Source organism: Pseudomonas sp. 5C2 (genome assembly GCF_034314155.1).
Taxonomy (GTDB): Bacteria; Pseudomonadota; Gammaproteobacteria; order Pseudomonadales; family Pseudomonadaceae; genus Aquipseudomonas.
The window spans coordinates 1,603,808-1,627,278 of the sequence record NZ_JAVIWH010000003.1 but is presented as its reverse complement, the minus strand read 5'-3'; the positions used below and the strand labels follow the sequence as shown (position 1 = coordinate 1,627,278).

Annotated in this window: 18 protein-coding genes and 1 pseudogene; 1 reads left to right on the top strand and 18 read right to left on the bottom strand. The window is 56.6% G+C overall.

The genetic code is table 11. The features are described from left to right. Positions 1-126: 126 nt before the first annotated feature. From hldE to msbA, 5 genes and pseudogenes are all read right to left on the bottom strand, one after another. Positions 127-1,548: a bifunctional D-glycero-beta-D-manno-heptose-7-phosphate kinase/D-glycero-beta-D-manno-heptose 1-phosphate adenylyltransferase HldE gene (gene hldE, locus RGU44_RS22170; RefSeq protein ID WP_322177543.1), complete on the bottom strand. Its 1,422-nt coding sequence runs from the start codon at positions 1,546-1,548 to the stop codon at positions 127-129. A gap of 86 nt (positions 1,549-1,634) precedes the next feature. Next, a pseudogene (locus tag RGU44_RS22165) lies at positions 1,635-1,847 on the bottom strand (adenylyl-sulfate kinase); the annotation flags it as partial. Between the two features lie 63 nt (positions 1,848-1,910). Continuing rightward, a complete protein-coding gene (locus tag RGU44_RS22160; RefSeq protein WP_322177542.1) occupies positions 1,911-2,645 on the bottom strand; it encodes a glycosyltransferase family 25 protein in 735 nt (244 codons plus the stop codon). Between the two features lie 50 nt (positions 2,646-2,695). Further along, positions 2,696-3,901, bottom strand: a complete 1,206-nt coding sequence (locus RGU44_RS22155; RefSeq protein WP_322277947.1) for a capsule biosynthesis protein — start codon at positions 3,899-3,901, stop codon at positions 2,696-2,698. A gap of 655 nt (positions 3,902-4,556) precedes the next feature. Beyond that, the gene (msbA, locus tag RGU44_RS22150; RefSeq protein WP_322277946.1) at positions 4,557-6,362 is read right to left on the bottom strand and encodes a lipid A export permease/ATP-binding protein MsbA; all 1,806 of its coding nucleotides are present in this window, start codon (positions 6,360-6,362) and stop codon (positions 4,557-4,559) included. A gap of 156 nt (positions 6,363-6,518) precedes the next feature. On the opposite strand from msbA, the gene RGU44_RS22145 reads away from it, so the two are divergent. Next, positions 6,519-8,375 carry an O-antigen ligase family protein gene (locus tag RGU44_RS22145; RefSeq protein WP_322277945.1) on the top strand — a complete coding sequence of 619 codons (1,857 nt, stop codon included), beginning with the start codon at positions 6,519-6,521 and terminating at the stop codon, positions 8,373-8,375. 289 nt (positions 8,376-8,664) lie between these two features. Here the strand turns inward: RGU44_RS22145 and RGU44_RS22140 are convergent, their stop codons facing one another. From RGU44_RS22140 to waaF, 13 genes are all read right to left on the bottom strand, one after another. Beyond that, the gene (locus RGU44_RS22140) at positions 8,665-9,549 is read right to left on the bottom strand and encodes a glycosyltransferase (protein WP_322177538.1); all 885 of its coding nucleotides are present in this window, start codon (positions 9,547-9,549) and stop codon (positions 8,665-8,667) included. Then, the gene (locus RGU44_RS22135; protein ID WP_322277944.1) at positions 9,546-10,700 is read right to left on the bottom strand and encodes a glycosyltransferase; all 1,155 of its coding nucleotides are present in this window, start codon (positions 10,698-10,700) and stop codon (positions 9,546-9,548) included. Before RGU44_RS22135 ends, RGU44_RS22140 begins: the two co-directional genes overlap by 4 nt. After that, positions 10,697-11,581, bottom strand: a complete 885-nt coding sequence (locus RGU44_RS22130) for a DUF6625 family protein (RefSeq protein ID WP_322277942.1) — start codon at positions 11,579-11,581, stop codon at positions 10,697-10,699. The genes RGU44_RS22135 and RGU44_RS22130 overlap by 4 nt, the downstream gene beginning before the upstream one ends. Positions 11,582-11,638: 57 nt before the next feature. Continuing rightward, entirely contained in the window at positions 11,639-13,063 is a 1,425-nt protein-coding gene (locus RGU44_RS22125; protein WP_322277940.1) for a PIG-L deacetylase family protein, read from the bottom strand. Beyond that, entirely contained in the window at positions 13,060-13,956 is an 897-nt protein-coding gene (locus tag RGU44_RS22120; RefSeq protein ID WP_322177534.1) for an antimicrobial resistance protein Mig-14, read from the bottom strand. Before RGU44_RS22120 ends, RGU44_RS22125 begins: the two co-directional genes overlap by 4 nt. Continuing rightward, positions 13,956-15,086 (bottom strand): glycosyltransferase, encoded by a 1,131-nt coding sequence (locus RGU44_RS22115; RefSeq protein WP_322278490.1) that lies wholly within the window; start codon positions 15,084-15,086, stop codon positions 13,956-13,958. Before RGU44_RS22115 ends, RGU44_RS22120 begins: the two co-directional genes overlap by 1 nt. Beyond that, a complete protein-coding gene (locus tag RGU44_RS22110) occupies positions 15,070-16,827 on the bottom strand; it encodes a carbamoyltransferase (RefSeq protein WP_322177532.1) in 1,758 nt (585 codons plus the stop codon). Before RGU44_RS22110 ends, RGU44_RS22115 begins: the two co-directional genes overlap by 17 nt. A gap of 249 nt (positions 16,828-17,076) precedes the next feature. Next, a complete protein-coding gene (locus RGU44_RS22105) occupies positions 17,077-18,519 on the bottom strand; it encodes a lipopolysaccharide kinase InaA family protein (protein WP_322277939.1) in 1,443 nt (480 codons plus the stop codon). Continuing rightward, a complete protein-coding gene (locus tag RGU44_RS22100; RefSeq protein ID WP_322277938.1) occupies positions 18,519-19,271 on the bottom strand; it encodes a lipopolysaccharide kinase InaA family protein in 753 nt (250 codons plus the stop codon). Before RGU44_RS22100 ends, RGU44_RS22105 begins: the two co-directional genes overlap by 1 nt. A 73-nt stretch (positions 19,272-19,344) precedes the next feature. After that, positions 19,345-20,151 carry a lipopolysaccharide core heptose(I) kinase RfaP gene (gene rfaP / locus RGU44_RS22095; protein WP_322277937.1) on the bottom strand — a complete coding sequence of 269 codons (807 nt, stop codon included), beginning with the start codon at positions 20,149-20,151 and terminating at the stop codon, positions 19,345-19,347. Next, entirely contained in the window at positions 20,148-21,272 is a 1,125-nt protein-coding gene (locus tag RGU44_RS22090; RefSeq protein ID WP_322177528.1) for a glycosyltransferase family 4 protein, read from the bottom strand. The genes rfaP and RGU44_RS22090 overlap by 4 nt, the downstream gene beginning before the upstream one ends. Next, positions 21,272-22,333, bottom strand: coding sequence for a lipopolysaccharide heptosyltransferase I (gene waaC, locus RGU44_RS22085; RefSeq protein WP_322277936.1), 1,062 nt, complete (start codon positions 22,331-22,333; stop codon positions 21,272-21,274). The genes RGU44_RS22090 and waaC overlap by 1 nt, the downstream gene beginning before the upstream one ends. Before the next feature lies 1 nt (position 22,334). Further along, positions 22,335-23,369 carry a lipopolysaccharide heptosyltransferase II gene (waaF, locus tag RGU44_RS22080; RefSeq protein ID WP_322177526.1) on the bottom strand — a complete coding sequence of 345 codons (1,035 nt, stop codon included), beginning with the start codon at positions 23,367-23,369 and terminating at the stop codon, positions 22,335-22,337. Between the last annotated feature and the right edge of the window lie 102 nt (positions 23,370-23,471).

Below are 23,471 nucleotides of genomic sequence, written 5' to 3'. Positions count from 1 at the left end.
TCCCACAGATTGGCGTCTCACCTGTAGGAGTTGCCGAAGGCTGCGGAGCAGTCGCAGTGCGGGAGCAATCGGAACGCGCAGTCTTATTCGCGATGAAGGCGTCAGCACGGCTGACGCCTCCCCCCATCACTGCCTGCGAATTTTCTCGACGATAGCGGTGGTCGAACTATTGGCAACCAGCCCCAACACCTTCACCTTGCCACCATAGGCTTCAACGATTTCAGCACCGACCACTTGATCGATGCCGTAATCCCCGCCCTTGACCAACACGTCAGGCTTGACGTGGGACAGGAGGTTTTCCGGGGTGTCCTCAGGAAAGCTGATCACCCAATCCACAGCGCCCAATCCCGCCAGCACAGCCATGCGTCGGTCGACACTATTAATCGGCCGTCCAGGCCCTTTCAGGCGGCTGACAGACGAATCATCATTGACCGCAACGATCAGCCGATCGCCTTGCGCGCGCGCCTGCTCCAGGTAGGTCACATGCCCGGCATGGAGAATATCGAAACAGCCGTTGGTGAAGACGATCGATTCTTTGTGCGCACGCGCATCGTCGATTGCCAGGAGCAATTGATCGAGGCTCAACACCCCACGCTCCGAGCCTTCTTCACGCTGGATCGCACGACGCAACTCCGGCGCGCTGATAGCGGCTGTACCCAGCTTGCCGACCACGATGCCGGCGGCCAGATTGGCCAGCGCAACGGCGTGCGGCAGCTCTTCACCGGCAGCAATCGCCGCCGCCAAGGTAGAAATAACGGTATCGCCCGCACCCGTGACGTCAAACACTTCACGGGCACGCGCCGGCAAATGAAGGGCCGGACAGTCAGGACGCAACAGGGTCATGCCGTGTTCGCCACGGGTCACCAGCAATGCACCCAGCTCCAGCTCACTCATCAACTTCGCGCCCTTGGCGACCAGTTCAGCCTCATCGGAGCAATGGCCGACAATGACTTCGAATTCACTGAGGTTCGGCGTAAGCACGCTGACGCCGCGGTAGATCGCAAAATCCTTACCTTTAGGGTCAGCAAGGACAGGGATACCCCGAGCACGCGCAGCCTGAATCAATACTTGATGGTTTTTCAGCGCGCCTTTGCCGTAATCGGACAGCACCAGCACTTTGATGCCGTCGAGCATGTCTTCGACATCTGCGCTCAGCGCCAAGGCATCGGTGGCAAACGGTTCTTCGAAGTCGATACGCAGCAACTGCTGGTGACGACTCATGACCCGCAGTTTAACGATGGTCGGTTGATGGGCGATGCGCTGAAAACGTGCGGTCACACCCGCCGCTTTCAGGCTATTGGCCAGACTTTCGGCCGCCTCATCTTCCCCGGTTACACCCACCAGCGAGGCTGGCGCACCCAGGGCTGCAATATTCAAGGCAACGTTGGCAGCACCGCCTGGGCGATCCTCTATCTGCTCGACCTTGACCACCGGCACCGGTGCCTCCGGTGAAATCCGTGAGGTACCGCCATGCCAATAACGGTCGAGCATGACATCGCCAACTACCAAGACAGGCGCTTGATCGAAACGCGGCATGGACAACTTCATGGGCAACCCAAATACAAAATGAACAGGGGCGCGATATTAACACAGGGTGAACAGCCCCTAGGTCGACTGTATCGAAGGGGTTGCCACTCCCGGCGCAAAGGTGAGGTCGCCGAGACAATCACCACCAAGCCAGCATCTACCATTAGGCGAGCAAAGTGCGCCATTCGGCGGATATTTTCCGTTCGCGATTTGGCACACACACCCAAATCACTGCTCAGGCCACTGCGCACGTTATCGCCATCGAGCACAAAGGTATGCACACCCTGCTCGTTGAGCCGTATCTCCAAGGCATTGCATAATCACCTTGGCAAACCTGACGAACCGACCTGCATGTGCACACAAAGCGAACGTCGCGCAGGCCTTTAGCCAAAGACCCCATAACGCAACCGTGCGGCCAAGCGACTGACCCACTGTCGAGTCTTAAGCTTCGGTTTTCGAACCACCTGCTCAATATCACTCATTACCATCAAGCTCTGTCGAGCCAGGATTGGCTGCACGATAAAAGCCCGAGTCGTGGACAACAGCATTTCCGAGTAATACCAGTCCAGTGGCAGGCCAGAAACGGGAGCCTCCTGCAAAATTCTGTCATAAAGCTCAGCCCTGACCACATAGGCATGCGCCAGGCGCACGCGAGTCACGGCCGTCAAGTTAGGTGAGACTTTGCGGGCCTGGCCGCCCTTCTTCAGGGTGCCCCCCAAATAGAGCAGGGTCCAATCACGCCCCTGCAATTGGGCCTGTACGCGCCGCAGAACCGCCGGAGTAAAGGTTTCAAACTCACAGTCATCCTCAAGCACCAGCACGTAAGGCCAACCGCTAGCTCTCGCCTTGGCGATCACCGCCAAATGGCTGCGCATGCACGCCCAAGTGGCCAGCAGCTTATGCTCTGACTTATCACTCGGCCCGTCAGTACGCAAAAGGAACTCGCGTAGCGACTGCGAAGGCTGGTCATCGCCAAGCTCATGCAGAGAGACCGCAGAAAAGCGCTCGGCCTCCAAGCCCAAACCCTGTAAGTGGTTCTGCAGCCGTGACCAGCGATCATTTCGGCTGTCGAGATTGATGACGCAAGCGTGCTCAAACGGCCAAATTATGCTTTTCATACCACCGCGACTCACACCCTTCATCCGAATGAATTTACTCACATTGGCGACTAAACCGTGCCATCAAGCACTTGGCTAGGCACAGGCTTGGCGTTCAATAGGTCAACCAACAGGTTGACGGTTCTGTCCAGCGCCCCAGCCCCATTAACCAAATGAAACTCGGCAAAACGCTCAGCCTCTTCAAGGCACTGCCGATAGTGCGTCTGAATCCAAACAATACGCTCCGACAATGCCGCAACCGTGGCCACTCGACGGCCCAGAAAACGCTCCTGGGAAAAAATATCGTGATGTTCACTGGCATTGACATAAATAATCGGTCGTCGTGCCAGTGCGGCCTCAATGACAGCGTTGGACATGATATTGATCACGATAGAGGCCTTATCCAATGCGGCCGCCAAACTGCACTCAGGGGGCAACACCTGAACATGGGGCAAGTCCAGCGCCGCTTTCTGCCAGAACGGTATCTGACTGCGAGGGTGCGCCTTGATCAACACTTGGAACTCCGGATGTTGAGACACCCATTCGTAAAGTAAGGCATAGGTTCTCTGGTAACCCGGTTCCTTCTCTTTATCCGGCCCCACACCGAGTACCAACAGGACTCGACGCTCGGGCGTCGCCGGCAGCAAATCGTAAGACAGGTCAATCATGTGCGAACCCGACAACACGGCGTTGGAGTTGCCAAACCGTAGCGGCCGTGACTGCAGAGCCTCCAGAGAACTGTGACCGAACATAAAATAGTAGTCGTAGTCATTCATACTCAGACGGCTGGATGACTCGACCGTCGTGGCGTGCGCCAGATGCACCAACAAACATTGCCGCTGGTTCAATGCCAAACGCAAAAACGGCGCATACAGGCTGCCATTACGGTCATTGAGCAAAATTCTCGGCTGGTGATGTGCAACCAGCCACTCCGCATAAGCGGCATAGCCAAAATAGCGCAACGGCACAGCTTGCGGTGGACGCTTGAGCAGGCGCCGCGCGAGGATTGTCGGCTGGTCTTGCAGAGCGGTTTCAACCAAAAGGTAGTGATGATCGCGTAAAGCGGTGATCAACAGTTTCTTGCGCTGAAAAGCAATGACCTTGGTGGCTGATTGCAGCAACAGAAAATCACAGGGCTCAGCCACGACTTCAGCACTCAACCTGGCCTGCGCTCTCCAGCCAAATAGACAGTCACTCAGGGCGTCGCGCGCAAATCGAAGCACGCTGCCAAGCCAGCTATGGCGCTCACGTAACAACCGCCAGCGATAACGATCCATGGCTCGAGCTTTATCCGCCCACGAACTATTGGATATCTCGTCAGTCATAGAGAGACAGGCCCAAGACAGAGAGGCAGGGAGGCTCCGTCCCGCAGGCTAACTGATGAGCGAATACTGGCCGACACGGCGACCCCAAAACAGTCGATTAGATAAGATGGCGATAACATCAGCGCCCCGGCTGAGAATGCGTCGATGACGAGGCGGCGATAAAGGCTTACGCGGGAGACATGATGGGAAGATGGAAAAGACCATCAACAACAACGACAACGACAACTATCATCCCCCTCCCTAAACACCGCTACGGTTTAAAAATAAATCGCCCATCTTCCGTGGGAGCTGTTGCTGTTTCAGCACGACACCCTCGAAGCCCTTAGGCACCTAACGGTCCAATGATACCCAAGAGCCTCACTAAAATCCTGCCTACGTGCTACGAATCAGCGCCAGTCTTTAGTCGACAATGCCGCAAGGAGCGCTTTTTGCCAATAGACGTATTCGTCGACGTGGACCAACTGGTGGCTGGAGACAATACCAAGCGTACTCACTGTCCGTATGTAGAGTTGATCAAGATCGCAAGCTTCACGATACAAAACACATGATTCACTCTACATCGCAGGACAATGCGCCAGAGGGCGGGAGCCCACCCTCTGGTCAAGCGTCAGGCTATCCCGGAGGTCGTCGGCTCATCCAAACCCATTGAGTTCAGCCTGGCATAGTAGCCATTCTGGGCCAGCAACTGGGCGTGAGTGCCTCGCTCGACAATCTGTCCTTTGTCCATGACCAAAATCAGGTCGGCTTTCTCAATGGTCGAAAGGCGGTGAGCAATGACCAGCGTGGTGCGTCCCTTCATCGCCTGATCCAGTGCGGCCTGAATATGCCGTTCAGACTCGGTATCCAAAGCAGATGTTGCTTCATCAAGAATCAGCAACGGAGCATTTTTCAACAGTGCCCGAGCAATCGCCAAACGCTGACGCTGCCCACCCGACAACAAGACACCGTTCTCGCCCACCAAGGTGTCCAGGCCTTTAGGCAACTGCTCGATAAAATCCTTGGCATAGGCATCTTCCGCAGCTTTCTCGATGGCCGCACGCGGCGCGCCTGCTAAATCGCCATACGCAATGTTGTTAGCCACGGTATCGCTGAACAGCGTGACGTGTTGGGTGACCTGGGCGATGTGCCGACGTAGATTGAGCAAGCGGTAATGCTCAACCTCAATACCGTCCAATAGGATTTGACCGTCCGTATGGTGATAAAAGCGCGGAATCAAGCTGGCCAGCGTCGACTTCCCGCTGCCAGAACGCCCTACCAGCGCCACGACCTGTCCCGGTTCAACGGTAAAGGAAATATTATCCAGGACCAGACGATCAGTTCCCGGATAGGTAAAACTCAGATTCCGCACCTCCAACCGCCCTGTCAGCGAACTGCGTTCAAGGGTACCGCCGTCCATTTCAGGCTCGACATCCAACTGTTCGAAAATGCTCTCAGCACCCGCAACGCCCTTCTGGATGGTTGAACTGACCTCAGACAATTGACGAATCGGCTTGGGTAAAAAACCCGCCAGGGTGATGTAGGCAATCATATCGCCCGCAGAAGCATCACCACGCAGGTACAGCACCAGGAACATCAAGACCGCCATGGCCGTGTAAATCACCAACTGCAACATCGGGGTGTAAATAGCCCCGGTGCGAGTCATGCGTAATTGCCGGTTGGTATTGCTTTCGCTCGCGTTGAGAAACCGCTGTTTCTCGTAGGCCTCGCCGCCAAAGCTGCGGACCACGCGATAACCCTGGATAGTTTCAGACGCCACATGGGTGACGTCGCCCATCGCGGCCTGTATTTTCTTGCTTTGCTTGCGAAACTTTTTACTGGCCGTACCGACCATGAATGCAATCATTGGAAGAATGGCAATCATCACCAGCGTCAAACGCCAGTTCATAAAAAGCAGCGAGGCAAACAGGAAGACAACGCTCATTCCCTCACGGATTACGACCTTGATCGCATCCGTTGCCGCCCCGGTGACCATGGTGACGTTAAAGGTGATACGCGAGATCAGATGCCCCGAGTTATTCTGGTCGAAATAACGATTCGGCAAGACCAGCAAGTTATTGAACAACTCCATTCGCAGGTCATGGACCAGCCCTAGCGATACCTTTGCCAGAAAGTAGTTACCCAGATAGGATCCCAACCCCTGCCAGGCCGCGATCAGGACAATCAACAATGGCACAGCCTGCAGCAGCTGCAAATCGCGCAGGTAAGGAACACTGGGGAACAACACGGCTTCCGGGTTGGACAGACCATCAACAAAGTACTTTAGGATGTACCCCAGCATTGGCTGCGTCGAAGCAAAAATCACAAACCCGACAATGCTAATCAGAAAAATCCCGGCATAGGGTCGGACGTAGCCGAGCAAGCGGAAGTAGATCTTCATGCTCGAAGGGCTACCGGAGGGACTGGATTCGGTCATATCACGCGGCGGTAATTGAAAAAGGAGGCTGACTTTAGCACAGCTTCTCTGATGTACTGGCAGCGGTTTAGAATACAAGCCTGCTCAGCCCACGCAACAACATCAAATTGCCATCAACTTATGATAGCTAATCACCTTCTGGAGCGAGCTTCTCGTATGCACTACAGCGGTCTGCGTCATGCCTCCAATCGAGCCTTCGAGTTTATTTGCCTGTGGATCATTCCCATCGGCTTTTTCCTATTGCTATGCGACCTGTTTTTTCTTCCCGGACGTCCGCAGCATCACAAGCTTTATTACGCACTGTTCAGCATTCCAACGCTGATCGCCATTTGCCTGCGCCCCCGAGAACTGCGTGACCTGCTACACGAGCCTCTCATTTTGAGCTTTCTGGCCTTTTTAGCCTGGTCACTGATCAGCCTATTCTGGAGCCCCCTCGACGAAAGCATCGGAGGACTGATAAAGCCGCCACTGCACACGCTCATGCTGTTCATCGGCTGCGTATTACTGGTGCGCTACCGTAGCGAATACCTGCAACCCTTGTTTTTTGGGGCCGCCGTGGTTGCGCTGATTGCCTCACTCTTCAATTTGTATGCGTTCGCCAAAGCCTACTCTCCCGACCTACGGATGATCGGAGCCGGCGCTTTCGACAATCCACTGCTGAGTTCCCACGTCTTTGGCTTTTTCTGCATTTATTGGCTGAGCCTGAGCATGACCTGTAAGCGACGAGCGGTACTTTGGCTAAGCATCCCCGCATTGATCGTAATGTTCACGGCGGTGATGGCGACGGGCTCCCGAACTCCGCTGGTCGCATTGGCCCTTGCAACACTGTGGCTCTGCTTTGTCTGCTGGAATCGCCGCTCCTTATTCGTACTGATCGGCACGGCCATCTGTGCTGCCATTGTGGTGTTTGAGTTCTCTGGGATTATTACCGCTCGGGGAGGGTCCTATCGTTTCGAATTATGGAAACTGGCCCTCGAACAGATTGCCCATCACCCCTGGATAGGCAAAGGTCTAAACGCGTCACTGAGCCTTGATGTCGGGGTCGGCTATCTTCTGGAAGAACCCCACAGTTTTGCACTTGGCGTCCTCTACTATGTCGGCATCATTGGCTTCATACCCTGGCTGTTCATGCAGGCATGGGCACTGCTGAGCGCTTGGCGGCAACGGGCGCACCCATTGTTTATCATCGCCTCCACATGGCTGGTTTTCGGTATGGGTGCAGGGCTGACAGAAGGTGGCGGCATTTTGAGTCGCCCTAAAGAACACTGGTACCTGTTGGTTATCCCGCTGGCCCTGATTGCCGCCCTTAACATCAGCCGGCGTAGCGGCCGACTCCCAGGCATACACGTCGAGCCTCTAACCACCAGCGCTATGACGCAATTGGCAGACGGCGCTCATGTCGTCGAGAAGGATGGGCTGGGACCCAAAGTATTACGGCTCAGCAACGGCCACTTCCTAAAACTGTTCCGCCCTCGGCGCTGGTACACATCGGGGCACTTCACCCCCTACTCTGAACGCTTCGCTTCGAACAGTGAGCACCTGCGCAGCCTGGATATCCCAAGCCCGGACATCCTCAAGTTGTATCAACTGGATGATGGAAGCAGTGCCGTACTCTACCAACCGCTGTCAGGCCAAACCCTGCGCCAAATTCTGCAGTCGACGGGCGCGCCTGCCGTTCGCGAGGCATTGGTCGAGCGCTTTGGCAAATTTCTGGCTCAACTGCATGACCGAGGCATCTACTTTCGCTCGGTTCACCTGGGCAATGTCCTGCTGCTCGACACCGGCGAGTTTGGCTTAATCGACCTGGCCGACATGCGAATCCTGCCCTCGCCGCTCAATTTGTCGCTACGCCAGCGAAATCTACGGCATATACAGCGTTACCCCGAAGACAGGCGCTGGCTGTTTGAAGAGCAATTACAGGCTCTACTCCAAGGGTACGGTAAATTGGCGCCGAAACGAGCAGTGGATAACATGCACAAACATGTGCTGGCTTTTGCAGTAAAGGCGGGGTGAGTCGACACGGCCAGCGTAAATAGAGGGGGCAGCGCGGTCGACGCTCTCGGGTATACGTCAGGAAATCATCCATATCAGAACTGCAGAGCTTACTCAAAACGCTCTGCAACTCAACCTCTGGCCAGTCGTGGACCTGAGGCAAACCGCAGCTACCACGACCGATGTGATAGCCGGGATAGCGCTCTCTGAAACGAGCCGTGCCACGTTCTGTTTTTGGTAACTTTCGGATTTCAGGACGCGCCATGCGCTTGTTCAAAAACCGCTGAATCCAACCCGTAAGAATACTCGCTCAGTTTTTTTCCAAGCGCGAAAAGTACAAACGCCCTAGTGCGCGCCAGGTTTTGCCCGTCCAAGCCTTGAAGGGCAACTGCGCCAAAAGCTCACGAGCCAGTGGGCGGTCACGATTGGATGTTTTCAGGAACATGGAGTTGAGGAATTTGTAACGCACTTCCTCATAACGCGGATGGTCACTGAATAGCGCATACGAGCGCAGAATGTTATCAATCATGAATCGGTGGTTTTTATACGAGTTGGTAGCGTGCTTACGATAGCGCGCCATCAATACACTCAGGCCATCGATAAAATACCCGGCGTGGGTGATTTTCAATTCAATCAACAGGTCTTCCAAACGAATATCAGGGTCGAAACCGCCGACTTTTTCCAGCGCTTCACGCCGGATCAATAACGTAGGGGCTGGTGGATAGGGCTTTCGCTCCAAGAACATATCATCGAAATCAAGGCGACGAAATGGTACCTCCCGGCGCTGACGCTTCTCGGGAAACAGGTTGCCCTCAGCATCAATCAATTCGATATTGCCCGCGCAAATACCGACTTCCGGCTTGTCCTGCATGTATGCCACTTGAGTCGCAATACGCTCCGGCAACATGATGTCATCCGACCCGAAAGGGGCGATCAAGCTGCCGGTTGAACGCGCGATAGCGTCATTGAGGGTATGGGTCAAACCCTGGTTTTGCTGGACCCTAAAATCAAAACCATAGCGGGTTTGCAGGCGGCGAATACGCTCGACACTGTCATCCTTAGAACCATCATCGATGACCAGCAACTCAATATGCGGGTACGTCTGGTTCAGGACGCTCAGAATGCTTTGTTCGATATAGGGGCCATGGTTATAGGAGGCGATAATCACCGTCACCCGTGGTTGATCGCCTGTCACAAAACCCCCTTCTGCGCCAGGCCCAGACCTGTCTCAATCAACGCCAGATACTCCTGACGAAATACATCGATATCGTGCTGAGCCAGCAAATAACGATAGGCTTGCTCACCCTTAGCCTGAAGCACTTCATCCGAGAGGCTCAAGTACTCATCCAGGGCCGCCTTAAGCGCGGGAACATTAGCCGGCTCTACGGCAAGCCCACCGGCACCGTGAATGAGCGGGAGCATGGCTGGAACACTGGAAGCAATAACCGGCAGATGCCCGCTCATGCCTTCAAGCAGCGCCAACCCCAAGCCCTCAGCCAGGGAGGGCATGGTCCAAATATCGAAAGCCCTGACGTACTGCAGTGCATTTTCGCGAAAACCCAGTAAATGAGCGCGGCCGATCAGCCCCAATTGTTCAATTTCACAACGCAGTCGCGACTCCTCACGCCCCGCTCCGATGATTGCCAATTGAGCATTCGGGTACTTGTCTTTCAGAGCGGCAAAAGCCTGCAAGAGGTACGTGTGCCCCTTGACCGGCACCAGCCTCCCCAATGCGCCAACCAGCCGTACGGAGGGATCAAGCCCCAGCAACTGCCGAGCCTGCTCTCGAGCGTACTGCAGGCCTTCAGCTTGCTCAATGTCGATAGCATTGGTGATGGCGTAGGTATTCTCATCGGTAAAGCCACAGTCGCAGTCAATCAGGTACTGCTTGACTGCCGGGGAGACGCCGACAAAACGCCAGTGCTTATCAATCCGGCCCTGAGCTTGGCGCCGGCGATAAAATCGATCGTACTCGCCAAACCCATGGGAAATGCCGATACACAAAGGGATCTTCAGCCAACGATTAAGCTGGAGCATCATATTGACCGGTTTGAAGCGATTACAGATCACCACATCGAACTGTTCTTTGCGGCAAAACCAAAAAAGCCGCCACATAGCGCGCAGGCGCAAGCCCTTGAGCGATTTTTCGGGAAACTCAAAATACACTGAGCGGTCAGCGCGACTCACCGCGCCTCCAGAGTCCGGCTTGCCACGCATAAACGCCGCCGTCACGTCATAGCGATCTGCGGGCAGAGCTTTGACAATCTGTTCCGCCAAATCAGCGAAATCGTAAGCCTTAACGTTGTAATCCGGCTGCAACTGCAGCACTTTTAAGCGCTGACTCATACCGCTCCCCGCTGAAAGCCTGACGCATCAATAACCCAAGCCGACTGCGCCGCCAAGTGTTTTACCGTTTCAGGGTCGGGCGCTGGCAAACTCGACCACTCATGCCGCTTCCAAAACATAAAATGAAAATACGGGAAAGGTCGACTCCCATCCTGCTCATTGGTCAACTGCCCCTTGTGCCATAGCCAGCGAGAGGGGAAACCATGAGAGCCATCATGCCACTTGATGCAGCCGCCCGGTGTACTGAATGCTTCTGTAAATTCACTGCGTCGCCGCCACGGATTAAATTTCCCCACCAGATTGAACAGCGGCCTCGGGAAATTTTTACGCCACAGAAAAATACGACTGAATGCACCTTCATCCAAAGCATGCTGCTGTTGATCGGCAAAACGCTTACGCCAGTTTTTAATCCGCATGAATAGTTCACGGCTGCGCACTGAGTTGCGCATCAAACACAAATGCCCGGCCACACGCCGTTCATGGGTCGAAAACAGGTCGTAGCGAGCCAAACGCTCTCGCGCAAAGCAGCGCCGCAGATCACCGTAGACTAGATCAGTATCGCCGAATGCCCAAAAGTCGTAACCGTCAAGGCGATCGGCATGAATAAAACCCAAGGCTGGTTTGATATCGCACAATTTATAAGCTGCTACGGGCGAGAAGTGAATACCCAAACGATCCGAGACCAACTGGCAATAGCTCTTAAAATCAATGATTTCAACCCTGACATTATCTGGAAGGTTCTCTGGAATACCGCAATCACTAAACAGTAGCCAGTCGATATCTGCGTTATGCCGACAGCTTTCAAGAAAGAAAGGCATCCAGAACGGCCAACGGCCAAAGTAAGGAATGATAAAAAGAATCCGCGGATTTGGCTTGCTCACAAAATACTCACTGTACATTGTTTTTATTTAGGCCATGTTCCGCCCTAGGCTGCTTCATTATTTGCGTGGCAGAAACCAGAACAACTCGTGACGTCTGACCGCTTTGCGAAAAAACTCATTCTCCCCGTAGGGTGACGATGCCCTGCCGACCAATAGCCGTTGTATCAAACGTCGTAGTCGTCGCTTGAAAGGCACGGCCGTTTGCAGATCATGCATCATTCCCAGCGCCATCGCCTTGTCCCGCTGCTGCTCCAGTGTCAGAGAGTAAACACAAGGCTGCAAAACCTGATCTGGATCGAACGCAGGCGCAAGCGCAATACCGGCTCCCGAATCCCCCATTGGCCAGCGATCATTGTCATGGAGGTGGTTGGCATAACCGAGCAATGCCTGCGGCTGCCACTCCAACCCTTTTAACGCTTCCAGAACCGCAGCCTGGGCACAAATATGGTCAGGGTGCGGGTCCAGTGTCGGATGGGGCATCACAATCACCTGCGGCCGGGCCCGGATAAGGAGCGCTCGCAAATCCGCCAGCAGGTTATTCCAAGTCGGAGCACCATCTGTGTCGCCGGGCAACACAAACGCGTTGAACTGGCGAAACAAGCGGGTATCACTCAACGCTGCTTCGCGTGAACCAACAGGCTTATCGGGTGCCGCTTGCATCGCGGTAAGCTGCAGGCAGAAATACCCGAGCTGCACACAATGTTCCTGCGGCACGCCAGCCCAACGCGGCACCGCAATGCTGTCCCAAGCCCGCAAGCGGCCCTTGATTCGAGCCGCTTCAACAGGGTCGAGTCCCATTTTCTGGTAATGCTGCGCTTCAATTTCACCTGCCGTCAGGGTCACGATCCAAGCCTCATCAGCCTGACTGTACAAACCAAACGCTGCCAACTCGGCATCATCAGCATGGGGAGCAATCACCATGACCCGCTGACGTCTGTAATCCGGATACTGAAAAGACCACAACTTCGGCAGCCCCTTCAGGCGACAGAAACGGCCTCGCAAGCGCACCTCACCACGCGCCAAGGGTTGTGCAACCGTACTGAGGTTCAGATAACGCAAGCCGTTGACCCCGCGCTCAAATGTCTGACGGTCCTGTTGATCACCATCGAGCACCATCACCACAGGATCAAAGAAACGCCCCAGCCACGTACTCTTGACCTGCAACGCCAGCACCAGCGTTTGATCGGCGGCGGGATCCAGCGGCGTGTCCATCAACAAGTGCTGTCCCTCAAGGCGAACCTCAAGCACACGACTGTCCGATGGGAAGGTGTACTGATAATCATCCTTGGGCGAATAGAACAGATGGTCGGCGAACCAAGCCTCATGGGCAATCCACACCAGCACACCGAGCAGGAGCGGCAACCACCAGGCAACTAGGACCCCAAGGGCCCCTAACAGCACAAGCCCCACCAATAAAACAATGCGTTTATGCCGCCGATGACGCTTGAGCAACTGCTGCTTTCGACTGACGTCCTGACTCATACCTTGAATACCGGCACAGGGTTGCACCAACGCTCTTTATATTCTCGATCCGCTCGACCAAACGAAAAGCGCAAGGGCTTCCCCAAGGTCCTGGCATGCTCCCAGGCACTTTGGGTATTAAGAAAGCTCAACACGCTCCCCGGACTGAACTCACGTGTCTCGGGGTCTACGCCGCCGTTGATGTACTCCACACTGACCCACTGCGGCGCCTCAACCCTATACACCAGTTGAATGGCGATAGGAGCATCATTGAGGAAAATAACCGACCCGATCAGCAGTTCGCGCAATAGCTCGACGACCTCGGCCATGCGCTCGGCACCCGTCGCAGGGAAGCCCCAGCGCCGCTGAAACAGGTCGCAGTAAATCGCCGCCAACTCCCGACTGCCAAACTCGCTGACGGGCCGCACCACACCGCCTGCCTCCTCCAGCAACCGTAACTCGCGTCGCTGGTTATAGCGAAACTTCTTCGATAACGTTTCAGGGGTACGCGCCATCGCCAACTGTTCAGCCTGCGGTTGCAGAGTGGTGATCTGCCCGTCATGCAATGACGACAAATAACGGCCACGGTGGCGCAAAGCAACCTGTGCATCCGCCGCCACAGGCAAAATCAACTCGGCATTACCCAGGTCGAACAGGCCTTTCTTGCCACAACGCTTAAGCACATCCTTGGACAGCGCCAAATCGCGGCCCCAAGTCGCAATAGATGCCTTCAACTCACCCTTTTGCTCCCAGGCCAGGTACCGAACCGGAATCTGCGCCAGGTGCGCCAAGCGCTCGACCACCAACGGATGAGTCGCCACACTGCCGCCAAACTGCTGCCAGGCGGCGGCATAGGTACACGCATCAACTGCCGACCAACCGCGCTCACGCCAGCCTTGAAATCGGTTGAGCATCAAACCTCCGCAGTCAGGTCAGTCACCTGTGGCAAACGCCAGAATGCGTCACGTACCGCCTGGTCAGAGAAACGCTCACGAAGGCGCTCAAGCATCAAACGAGCACAGTCCTGACGCTGTTCATCATTAAGCGCGGCAAGGTGTTCAAGCCCTTGGGCCAACTGCTCGGCACTACCTTGCGCAAACAAAATACCCACGCCCTCGACCACTTCCTTGGCCCCGCCACACGCCGTAGCCAACAGAGGGACACCGGCAGCCATGGCTTCGAGCAGTACCATGCCGAACGGCTCATGATCAGAACTCAAAGCAAAGACATCGAACGCACGAAAATAACGGCGCGCCTCTGGGATCTGCCCCAGAAACAGAACTCGATCACTTACCCCAAGTTCCTCTGCCAGTTGTTTAAGCGCCTGCTCAAGACGACCGACACCCACAATCACTAAATAGCTGTTTTTTGGCAAAGAGGGCAAGGCCGTAGCAAACCCTCGCAGTAGAGTGGCCTGGTCCTTATCGGGATGAAGTCGGCCCACGTTACCGACAATCCAGCCATCGGCAGGCAGACCCAGCACATCACGCGACTGGGCTTTGGATAATTGACTGGCTTGCAGCGCATCGATATCAACACGGTTGTACAACGTACGAATACGCCCGTTCGGCCATGTCGGCAGGCATTGGCGCATGTCATCACGCACCGCATCGGAAACGCCAAGCAGGCTCAAACGTTTGCGCAACAGGTGCGCGAACAGCTTGCGACTGCGGCGCGCATAATCACCAAACGCATGATGTACGCCGATCACCGGCAAAGTGGTGGCCAGCAACGCGACGTAAATAGGCTTGAAACGATGGGCAATACAGAAACTGAAGTTTCGGGACCGGGCGATTTTGCGCAAGTCGCATATCGCCCCCAGTTTCAGCCCCCGGATGGCTTTGGAACTGTACTCCATGAACAGCACTTCGTCCGAAGCACAGTCGGCAGCGACATCGGCATCGGCATCGCCTGTCAGAAAGACCGTGGTCACCCGATACCCCGTTCCCGCAAACAGGCTGGCGTATTGCCGGGCGCAGTCGAGAAACGGCCCGTCATAGCCGTGACAAAACTGCAGCACATGGCGTTCAGCCGAAAGTGTCATAAGCATCCACGCCGTCTTTGAGCACCAGGATATCTTCCATGATCAAGTACTCCAGATCGGAGCCAAAGAACATATTCAAGGCGTCCGTCGGCGAGCAGATCATCGGTTCGCCACGACGGTTGAGCGAGGTGTTCAACGACACGCCGTTGCCGGTCAGTTCTTCCAGCGCCTTCATCATGTCGTAGTAGCGCGGGTTGTATTTGCGCTCCAGCACCTGTGCGCGGGAGGTTCCATCTTCATGGACCACTTCCGGCACACGGCTCTTCCACTCGTCCGACACTTCAAAGGTGAAGGTCATAAAAGGAGCCGGGTGATCGACCTTGATCATCTGTGGGCCAACGGTATCGAGCATCGACGGGCAGAAAGGCCTCCAGCGTTCACGGAACTTGATTTGCTCGTTGATACGGTTGGCCACGCCAGCAATGCTCGGGCAACCAATGATCGAACGACCGCCCAAGGCTCGCGGACCGAATTCCATCCGACCCTGGAACCAGGCGACTGGGTTACCTTCGACCATGATTTTGGCGATGCGCTGTGGAGTGTTGTCGATCTTGCGCCAGACCGGTTTGCTCGGGTGGCGAGCGCAAGCGGCGATCACGTCTTCGTTGCTGTACGACGGGCCAAGATAGACGTGTTCCATCTTCTCCACGGGTACCCCGCGCGCGTGAGACACATAAGCCGCAGCGCCCACAGCGGTCCCGGCATCGCCGGAGGCAGGTTGCACAAACAGCTCTTTGACTTCCGGACGTGCGATGATCTTCTGGTTCAGTTTGACGTTCAGTGCACAACCGCCTGCGAAGGCCAGCTTGCCGGTCTCCTTGAGGATATCGCCCAGGTAGAAGTCCATCATTTGCAGCGACAGTTTCTCGAACAGCGCTTGCATACTTGCGGCGTAGTGGATGTAGGGCTCGTCCGCTATGTCGCCTTCGCGCTTGGGACCCAGCCACTCGATGAGCTTAGGCGAGAAGTAGAAACCTTTGCCCTTCTCTTTATAGCGACGCAGGCCGATCACGTTGGCGTAGTCGGTGTTGATGACCAACTCACCATTTTCGAACGTCGCCAGACGTGAGAAATCGTATTTGCTGGCATCGCCATACGGCGCCATGCCCATGACCTTGAATTCACCGTCGAGCATTTCGAAGCCGAGGAATTCGGTGATCGCGCCGTATAGGCCGCCGAGGGAGTCCGGGTCGAAGAACTCTTTGATCTTGTGGATCTTGCCGTTTTCGCCATAGCCGAAGAACGTCGTGGCGTACTCACCCTTGCCATCGATGCCCATGATCGCGGTTTTCTCTTGAAAACCGGAGCAGTGGTAAGCGCTAGAGGCGTGGGCCAAGTGGTGTTCGACAGGCTCGATCTTGATTTTCTTCGGATCGAAGCCCAACTGCTCCAGGCAGAAGACGATTTTGTTGCGATAGCGTTTGTAGCGGCGGTTGCCCATCAGCAGCGCATCAAGGGCGCGATCAGGTGCGTACCAGTAGCGCTTGGCATAGTGCCAACGCGCCTTGCCGAACAGGCTGATAGGGGCGAAAGGAATCGCCACCACGTCAACGTCCGAAGGCTTGATACCCGCTTGCTCCAGACAGAACTTCGCCGACTCGTAGGGCATGCGGTTCTTTGCGTGCTTATCGCGAACGAAGCGCTCTTCTTCAGCGGCCGCAATTAGCTTGCCGTCGATATACAGGGCTGCGGAAGGATCATGGCTAAGGGCGCCGGACAGGCCAAGAATCGTCAATGCCACAGGGGTCTAGCCTCTTTAGTCTGCATGCAGGCGGTAGGCGCCTGAGAAAAATGTGCTCTCGCAAAAGGCGCGAGGAACAGCTAAAGGGCGGGATTATAGCGCAATGAGGCTACGTGTGGTCGGGTGGCTCACAGCACACGGTCAAGGATGATCATGGACCTGTCAGCGCGGGCAGAAGGGGCCGCCAGACACCTGACCCGCGCAGACTACGTTGCGGCTCAAGCCCCGGCGAACAAAAGAGGCACGCACTTATTCGGCGATTTTGGGCAAGCGCTGTTCCAGTGACTGACGCAGCACACTGACGGCAGGCCAGTTACGCATAAACCGTGCACGGTCTCGCTCGAACGCCTTGGCGAAGGATGCAGCTGAAGTGTGCCGGCACATCGCATCAAGGTCGATCAGCGCCCAGCGATCCTGATGCCAGAACACGTTGTGCCCTTTCAGATCGCCATGGCTGATGCGTTCGCGCAACAACTGGCCGAACAACTGATCCAGCGCCTGCAACTCAACTTCCGGCGCATTGCCTGTCGCTACATAAGGCGCGAACCGCTCAATGATGTCCGGCCCCGGCAAGAACTCGGTCACCAGGTAAGCCTTGCGCCGCAGCCAGAAGAATCGCTGCTCCAGCAACGCCAGTGGTTTGGGCGTCGCGATACCGAGGAACGCCAGCCGATTGCCTTCACGCCAGGAGTGCCAAGCGCGACTCGGACGCCAGAAACGCTTGAGCCAATGAGCAAAACTCTTGATGTTGTAGCGTTTGATCACCAGTGATCGACCCGCCACATCCACACGCCCGACGCTGGCCGCTCCACCAGTCTTGTAAAGATGACCGTGATCAAGCAACTGGTCGGCCTGGGCCAGTACCGGCGTCATCGCGACCTCTTCTTCGCGCCGAATTGCGCGCAGGCCAAAGGCGCTGTCTTTGACGCTGAACAGACTGCAATCGCGGCCGACCTTGCTGAGGAAGTCCTTCAGGCGCCAAACGCGAACCTTATCGATCTGTTTTTGCAGCGCCTCCATTGGCAAACCATGTTCGCCGTTGCTCAACAGGTAATGCACCAGCAATTCTTCAGTAAATGGCTCGAGGGTCTTGGGCAACTGGGCGAAAAATACCCCGAGATTTTCCAGAACCCGTGTTCGCGACAACGGCTTGCCAGCCTGTTCTGCGCAAATCCCGGCACCGTCAATCAAATACAACTGACCGTTGTGACGCAGTAGGTTGTCCAGGTGCAGGTCTTCCTGCCAAAGCCCTTTGCTGTGCAGGCGGGCGATGGCTGAAAGCGCATCACCCAGCACCGCGTGCTGCTCTTGAGCCAAGACTGGTAAGCTTTCAACTTCAGCCCAGGCTTCACCGAGGCTATGTGCGTGCTCCAGATACTCGAACAATAACCAACCACCCTCGCCATTTTGCAAGCCATCGGCCAGCAGCAAGGGTGTGGTCATGCCTTGCTCGGCAAGCAGTCGAGCGCCCGCCAGCTCGCGCTGAAAATGTCGCGCGGCTTTGGGTCCGACCAACAACTTTGCCAATACCACACGTCCACGCCAGATACCGGCGCCGACATAGCGTTGCCCCGGCAACACCCGCAGCAAGGTCAACAGTTGCAACTCGGCCGGGCCTGCAGCATCAGACAGTGCCAGGTTTATCGGCAGCGCAGGCGTACGCCCAGCGGATTTGAGTTCAGACAAACGCATCAGAGAACCTCTTTATGACTGCGGCGTTTGACCAGTCGTCGCCACCACGTATTGACCACCGTACTGGTGGCTGGCGCTTGCAGGTACGTTGCCAAAAAGTCACGCACCTCGGTTTCATTCCAAATCGGCGCTTGGCGCAGCAACGACTCAAGGTCTCTGATACGGTCACGCCAACCGAACAGTGCGGGCCGCGTTTTCTCCAGACCTATTAACTGCGCCTGATACGCATCAGATCGCGAACGCAGGAAGACATGCCTGGGGCAGAAGCAGCCGTGAACCTGCCCGGCAGAATGCAGTGTGCGCGCCAACTGCCCACAGGACCGAAGGATCGCCAGATGCTGGTGGGGATTGAGCGTCGACCACTGCTGCAACAGAGCGTCCAGATCGACCCAACCGTCCAGCGCCCGCGTCATCAGAATCGCCCGACGCTCGCCTTTTACTTTGCGCTCGCCGTAGAACACCGCATACAACGAGGGAATGCCCAATGACTGGTAGCGGTTGATCATGCGAAATTCACGAGCAAACGAGGGCTCGCCTAACGGTCGATACGCGCTTCGGACCAGGTAGTTGCTCTGGCGCTTCAGGTAAAAGCCGGACGCTTCCAGCTCCAGGCTATCCACGCGGCTCCAGCCGGAGCCCAGGGTGCCAGGCTCGCCGACGATGTCTCGTGGCATGTCCCACAAGGCATCGAAATCAGCCAGGCCATGGCGATCAAGCAACCCCCGATCAGTTGCCGCAATGAAGTCACTCATCCGCGCGCCTCGAAAAAACCGAGTATATAGCAGATGCTTTTTTGTCCAGCCGGCTCAACTTACAGCCCCCCCATCAGAGCGCATCCCCGTAGCGTACTTTGCGTGCGTACAGCTTGTTGGCCTTGCTTTCCAGCCAACGGAGCAACGCGGCTTCCTCTGCCAGGATCTGCCTCAACGGCTGCTGGAAGTAGCCGCGCAGGAAGCGCAATTTGTCACGCCGGGTCAGGCCAATATCCAGCGCCGAAAAATACAGCGCGGCCAAGTCCTTGTTACGCCATCGCATGCTGATCGTCTTGCGTGTCTGAGCGCGGTGCAGGTCGATCAACGACAGTTTGAAGTCATCGGCCGTCACCGGCTTGTCGGTATGCAACAGAAAGTGACAGATGTAGCAGTCACGATGATTGACCCCGGCGCGGTGCATCATGCCGGTCATGCGCGCGACCTCGGCGATCAATGCGCGCTTGAGCCTTGGCTGCGGCGGTTGCTGACGCCAATGGATGCTGAAATCTTCCAGGCTGACGGTCGGCGCCAATTCTTCGGTGACGATGAATGAGTGCTGCGCGGCCGGATTGCTGCCGCGCTCGCCATAGGCAACGGCGGTCATGGTGGGCACACCGATTTCATGCAGGCGATTGATCGCCTTCCACTCCTGACCGGCGCCCAGTACTGGCAATTTGGCGGTCATCAGGTTTTTGACCACTTCGCCCCAGCCGATACCCCGGTGAATCTTGACGAAATACCCGCGCCCCTCGACCTCAGTGCGCAACGTGCGCCGACCTTCGAGTTCGCGATAAACCTGACCGTCCAAACGCTCGACTTCGGCGAACGCATCGCGCCCATCCCAGAGGCTTTTGAACGGCTCAGCAAGGATCAATTTCATCCGTGGTGCTCCGCCAGAATCACATCGGCCGCATGCTGCGGCATGCTATAGAGGTCCGCCGTATCGGCGAAGGCCAGGCCATGACGGCTCCAGGCCGTGCGTGCAGCGTCATCCTTGAGCATGGTTGCCAGGTAGTCGTTGAGTTGCGCCTGCTCGAAAGGCTCGTCCAGCACCCGGCCGCAATCGGCTTCGGCGATGTAATGCGCATAACCGCACACTGCACTGACCAGCACCGGTAAGCCAGCCACCAGCGCTTCAAGCAGAACCGTGCCGGTGTTTTCGTTGTAGGCAGGGTGAATCAACAAGTCAGCACCCAGCAGAAAACGCGGAATATCGCTACGCCCCTTGAGGAACTGCACATGTTCGCCCAGCCCCAGCGTGGCGCTTTGCAGCTGGAATACCTTGGGGTCGTCCTGGCCAATCACAAACAACCGGGTGCGCTTCTTCAGCGCTGACGGCAAGCCGGCCAGCGCTTTCAGACTGCGATCAACACCTTTGGTCTTGAACCCGGAGCCAATCTGCACCACCAGCAAGTCGTCGTCCGCGAGGCCAAACTCGCGCCGGAACTCGGCGCGAATCTGCGGCGCATCGGCCGGTGCACGGCGATCCAGGGCAATGCCCGGCGGTAACAGGTGGAAGCGTTCCAGCGGCGTGTCGTAGTGCTTGATAAACAACGGTTGCTGCACTTCGGAAATCATCAACACTTCGGTTTTCGCATCTTTGGCGAACACCGCTCGCTCATACTCGGCGAAGTGACGATAGCGTCCCCAGCGACGGTATAACGCGTTACGCAGGTTTTGCGCCTTGTCTTCAAAGCACCCATCAGCAGCGTAGTACACGTCCAGACCGGGCATTTTATTGAAGCCGATCAGACGGTCCACCGGACGCTTGGCCAGATCCGCTTCCATCCACGCGCTGAGCTTTTCGTTACGGCGATGGTTGAACATTGCCTTGACCGGCGCCACCAGCACTTCAAAGCCGGGCGGCACGTCGCCTTCCCAAATCAAGGTGTAGACGCGGATTTGATGCCCGCGCTGCTGGCATTCCAGGGCAATACGCATGAAGTCGCGTTGCAGGCCGCCGAACGGGAAATATTTATAAAGCACAAAAGCCAGTTGCATCAGCTTGGTTCCTTTGCCAGCAACAGCGCGCCCAATTGGCTCGCTACTCGCTCGGGATTCAAGCGAGTGAAGCACAATGGCCACTCGCGTTTTAGATCGAACCGACGCTGATCTTCAGCGGTCGGGCGATAGGTGCATTTCTTTTGCAGGCACGGGGCACATGGAAAGTCGCTGGCAATGTGCACTTGCGACTTACCATATGCACCCGTCAGGCCAGGGTTGGTCGGGCCGAACAGCGACAGAGTTGGCACGTCCAGCGCGGCAGCCAAATGACCGAGACCGGTGTCCACCGCGACACACGCTTGAGCGCCAGCCAATACTTTGGCAACACCCGCCAAATTCAGCTTGGGCAGCACCACCGCATTATCCAGGCCGTCGGCAATGCGCTCGGCACGTGCCAGCTCAGCCGGGTTACCCCACGGCAGGCGCACCTGAAGACCGCGTGCGCCCATCAACTCAGCCAATTGCCGCCAATAGAGCTCCGGCCAGTGTTTGGTCGTCCACGTGGTGCCGTGCAGAAACAGGACAAAAGGCTCACTGTCGGGCGCGTCCAGCAGACGCGTGCGATCCAGACCGTAATCGCCCAGACCGTCAGGCACTTGATAGCCCAGCGCTTGAGCGAACAACTGGCGTAAGCGCTCCACCGCATGTTGCCCGCGCGCCACTGGATACGGTCGGTCATAAAAACGACTGGCCAACGGCTCACGCGCCGATTGCCGATCAAGGCCCACCACCGGCGCGTTGACGTAACGCGTCAGCAACGCACTTTTCAGCAGCCCTTGAGCATCAATGACCAAGTCGTAGTCAGTCTCGCTCAAGCGCTGCTTAAAGCGCCGCCACTCGCCACTCTTGAGGGTTTGCCAGAGGTTCTTGCGCCAGCGCCGGATGGCCACCGGGATCACCCCGGCCACCGCCGGATGCCAGGTCGGGATCTCGGCGAAGCCTTCTTCGACCACCCAGTCGAATTGAATACCAGGCAACGCCCGCGCAGCATCGGTCAACGCTGGCAGCGTGTGAATCACATCCCCCAGCGAAGAAGTTTTGATCAACAGTACCCGCAACTCAGATAACCTCGACCGGTGTGCCGCCCAGACGCTCCAGCGCCTCGACCACAGGTGTTGGCTCCAGCTGACGCATGCAGTTGTAATGACCAAAGCGACAGGTACGGTCGAAACACGGGCTGCATTCGATGCCCAACCGGACGATTTCGACCTTGTCGGCCAACGGTGGGGTGAAGCCCGGAGATGTCGAGCCGTACACCGCCACCAGCGGGCGATTGAGCGCCGCGGCGACGTGCATCAAGCCCGAGTCATTGGACACCACTGCGTCAGCGCAGGACATCAGGTCAATCGCTTCGGCCAGCGACGTGTCGCCGCTGAGGTTGACGGCCTCTTCGCGCAAGCCGGGGATCAATCGATCACGAATGCTCTCGCCCACCGCATGATCATTTTTCGAACCAAACAACCAGACCTGCCAGCCTTGGCGAATTCGGGTTTCAGCGACCTTGGCGTAATGTTCAGCGGGCCAGCGCTTGGACTCGCCGAACTCGGCGCCAGGACACAGCGCCAGCACCGGGCGATCAAGGGTCAAACCGAACTTGCTCAGCGCGGCATCGCGAGTGGCGGCATCGATTCGCAGGCTCGGCCGTGGATACGGCTGAGGCAGCTCGACGCCCGCGTCATAGGCCAATGCCATGAAACGTTCGATCATCAGCGGGTAACGCTGCTTGTCCAAGGTGCGCACATCGTTGAGCAGGCCGTAACGGAACTCGCCACGCCAGCCGGTGCGTTTCGGAATGCCCGCAAAAAACGGCACCAGCGCCGACTTCAGCGAGTTGGGTAACAGAATCGCCTGGTCATACTGGCCAGCCAGCGACTTGCCTATCCTGCGGCGGGTTGCCAGTTCGAGCGCGCCGTGGCCGAGCGGAAAGCTCAAGGCCTTGCGCACTTCGGGCATGCGCTCAAGAATCGGCCGGCTCCACTCAGGGGCCAACACATCGATTTCGCACTCGGGATGACGCTGTTTCAGGCACTGGAACAGCGTTTGCGCCATCACCATGTCACCGACCCAGCTTGGCCCAACGATTAGAATTCTCATGCTTAATCCAAAAACCACCAGAAACGAGCAGGGAGGCTTATCAAATTGCGCGACCTTGCCACACAACCTGACGCCTCCCTGTCATAGCGTTATAAATCCTGC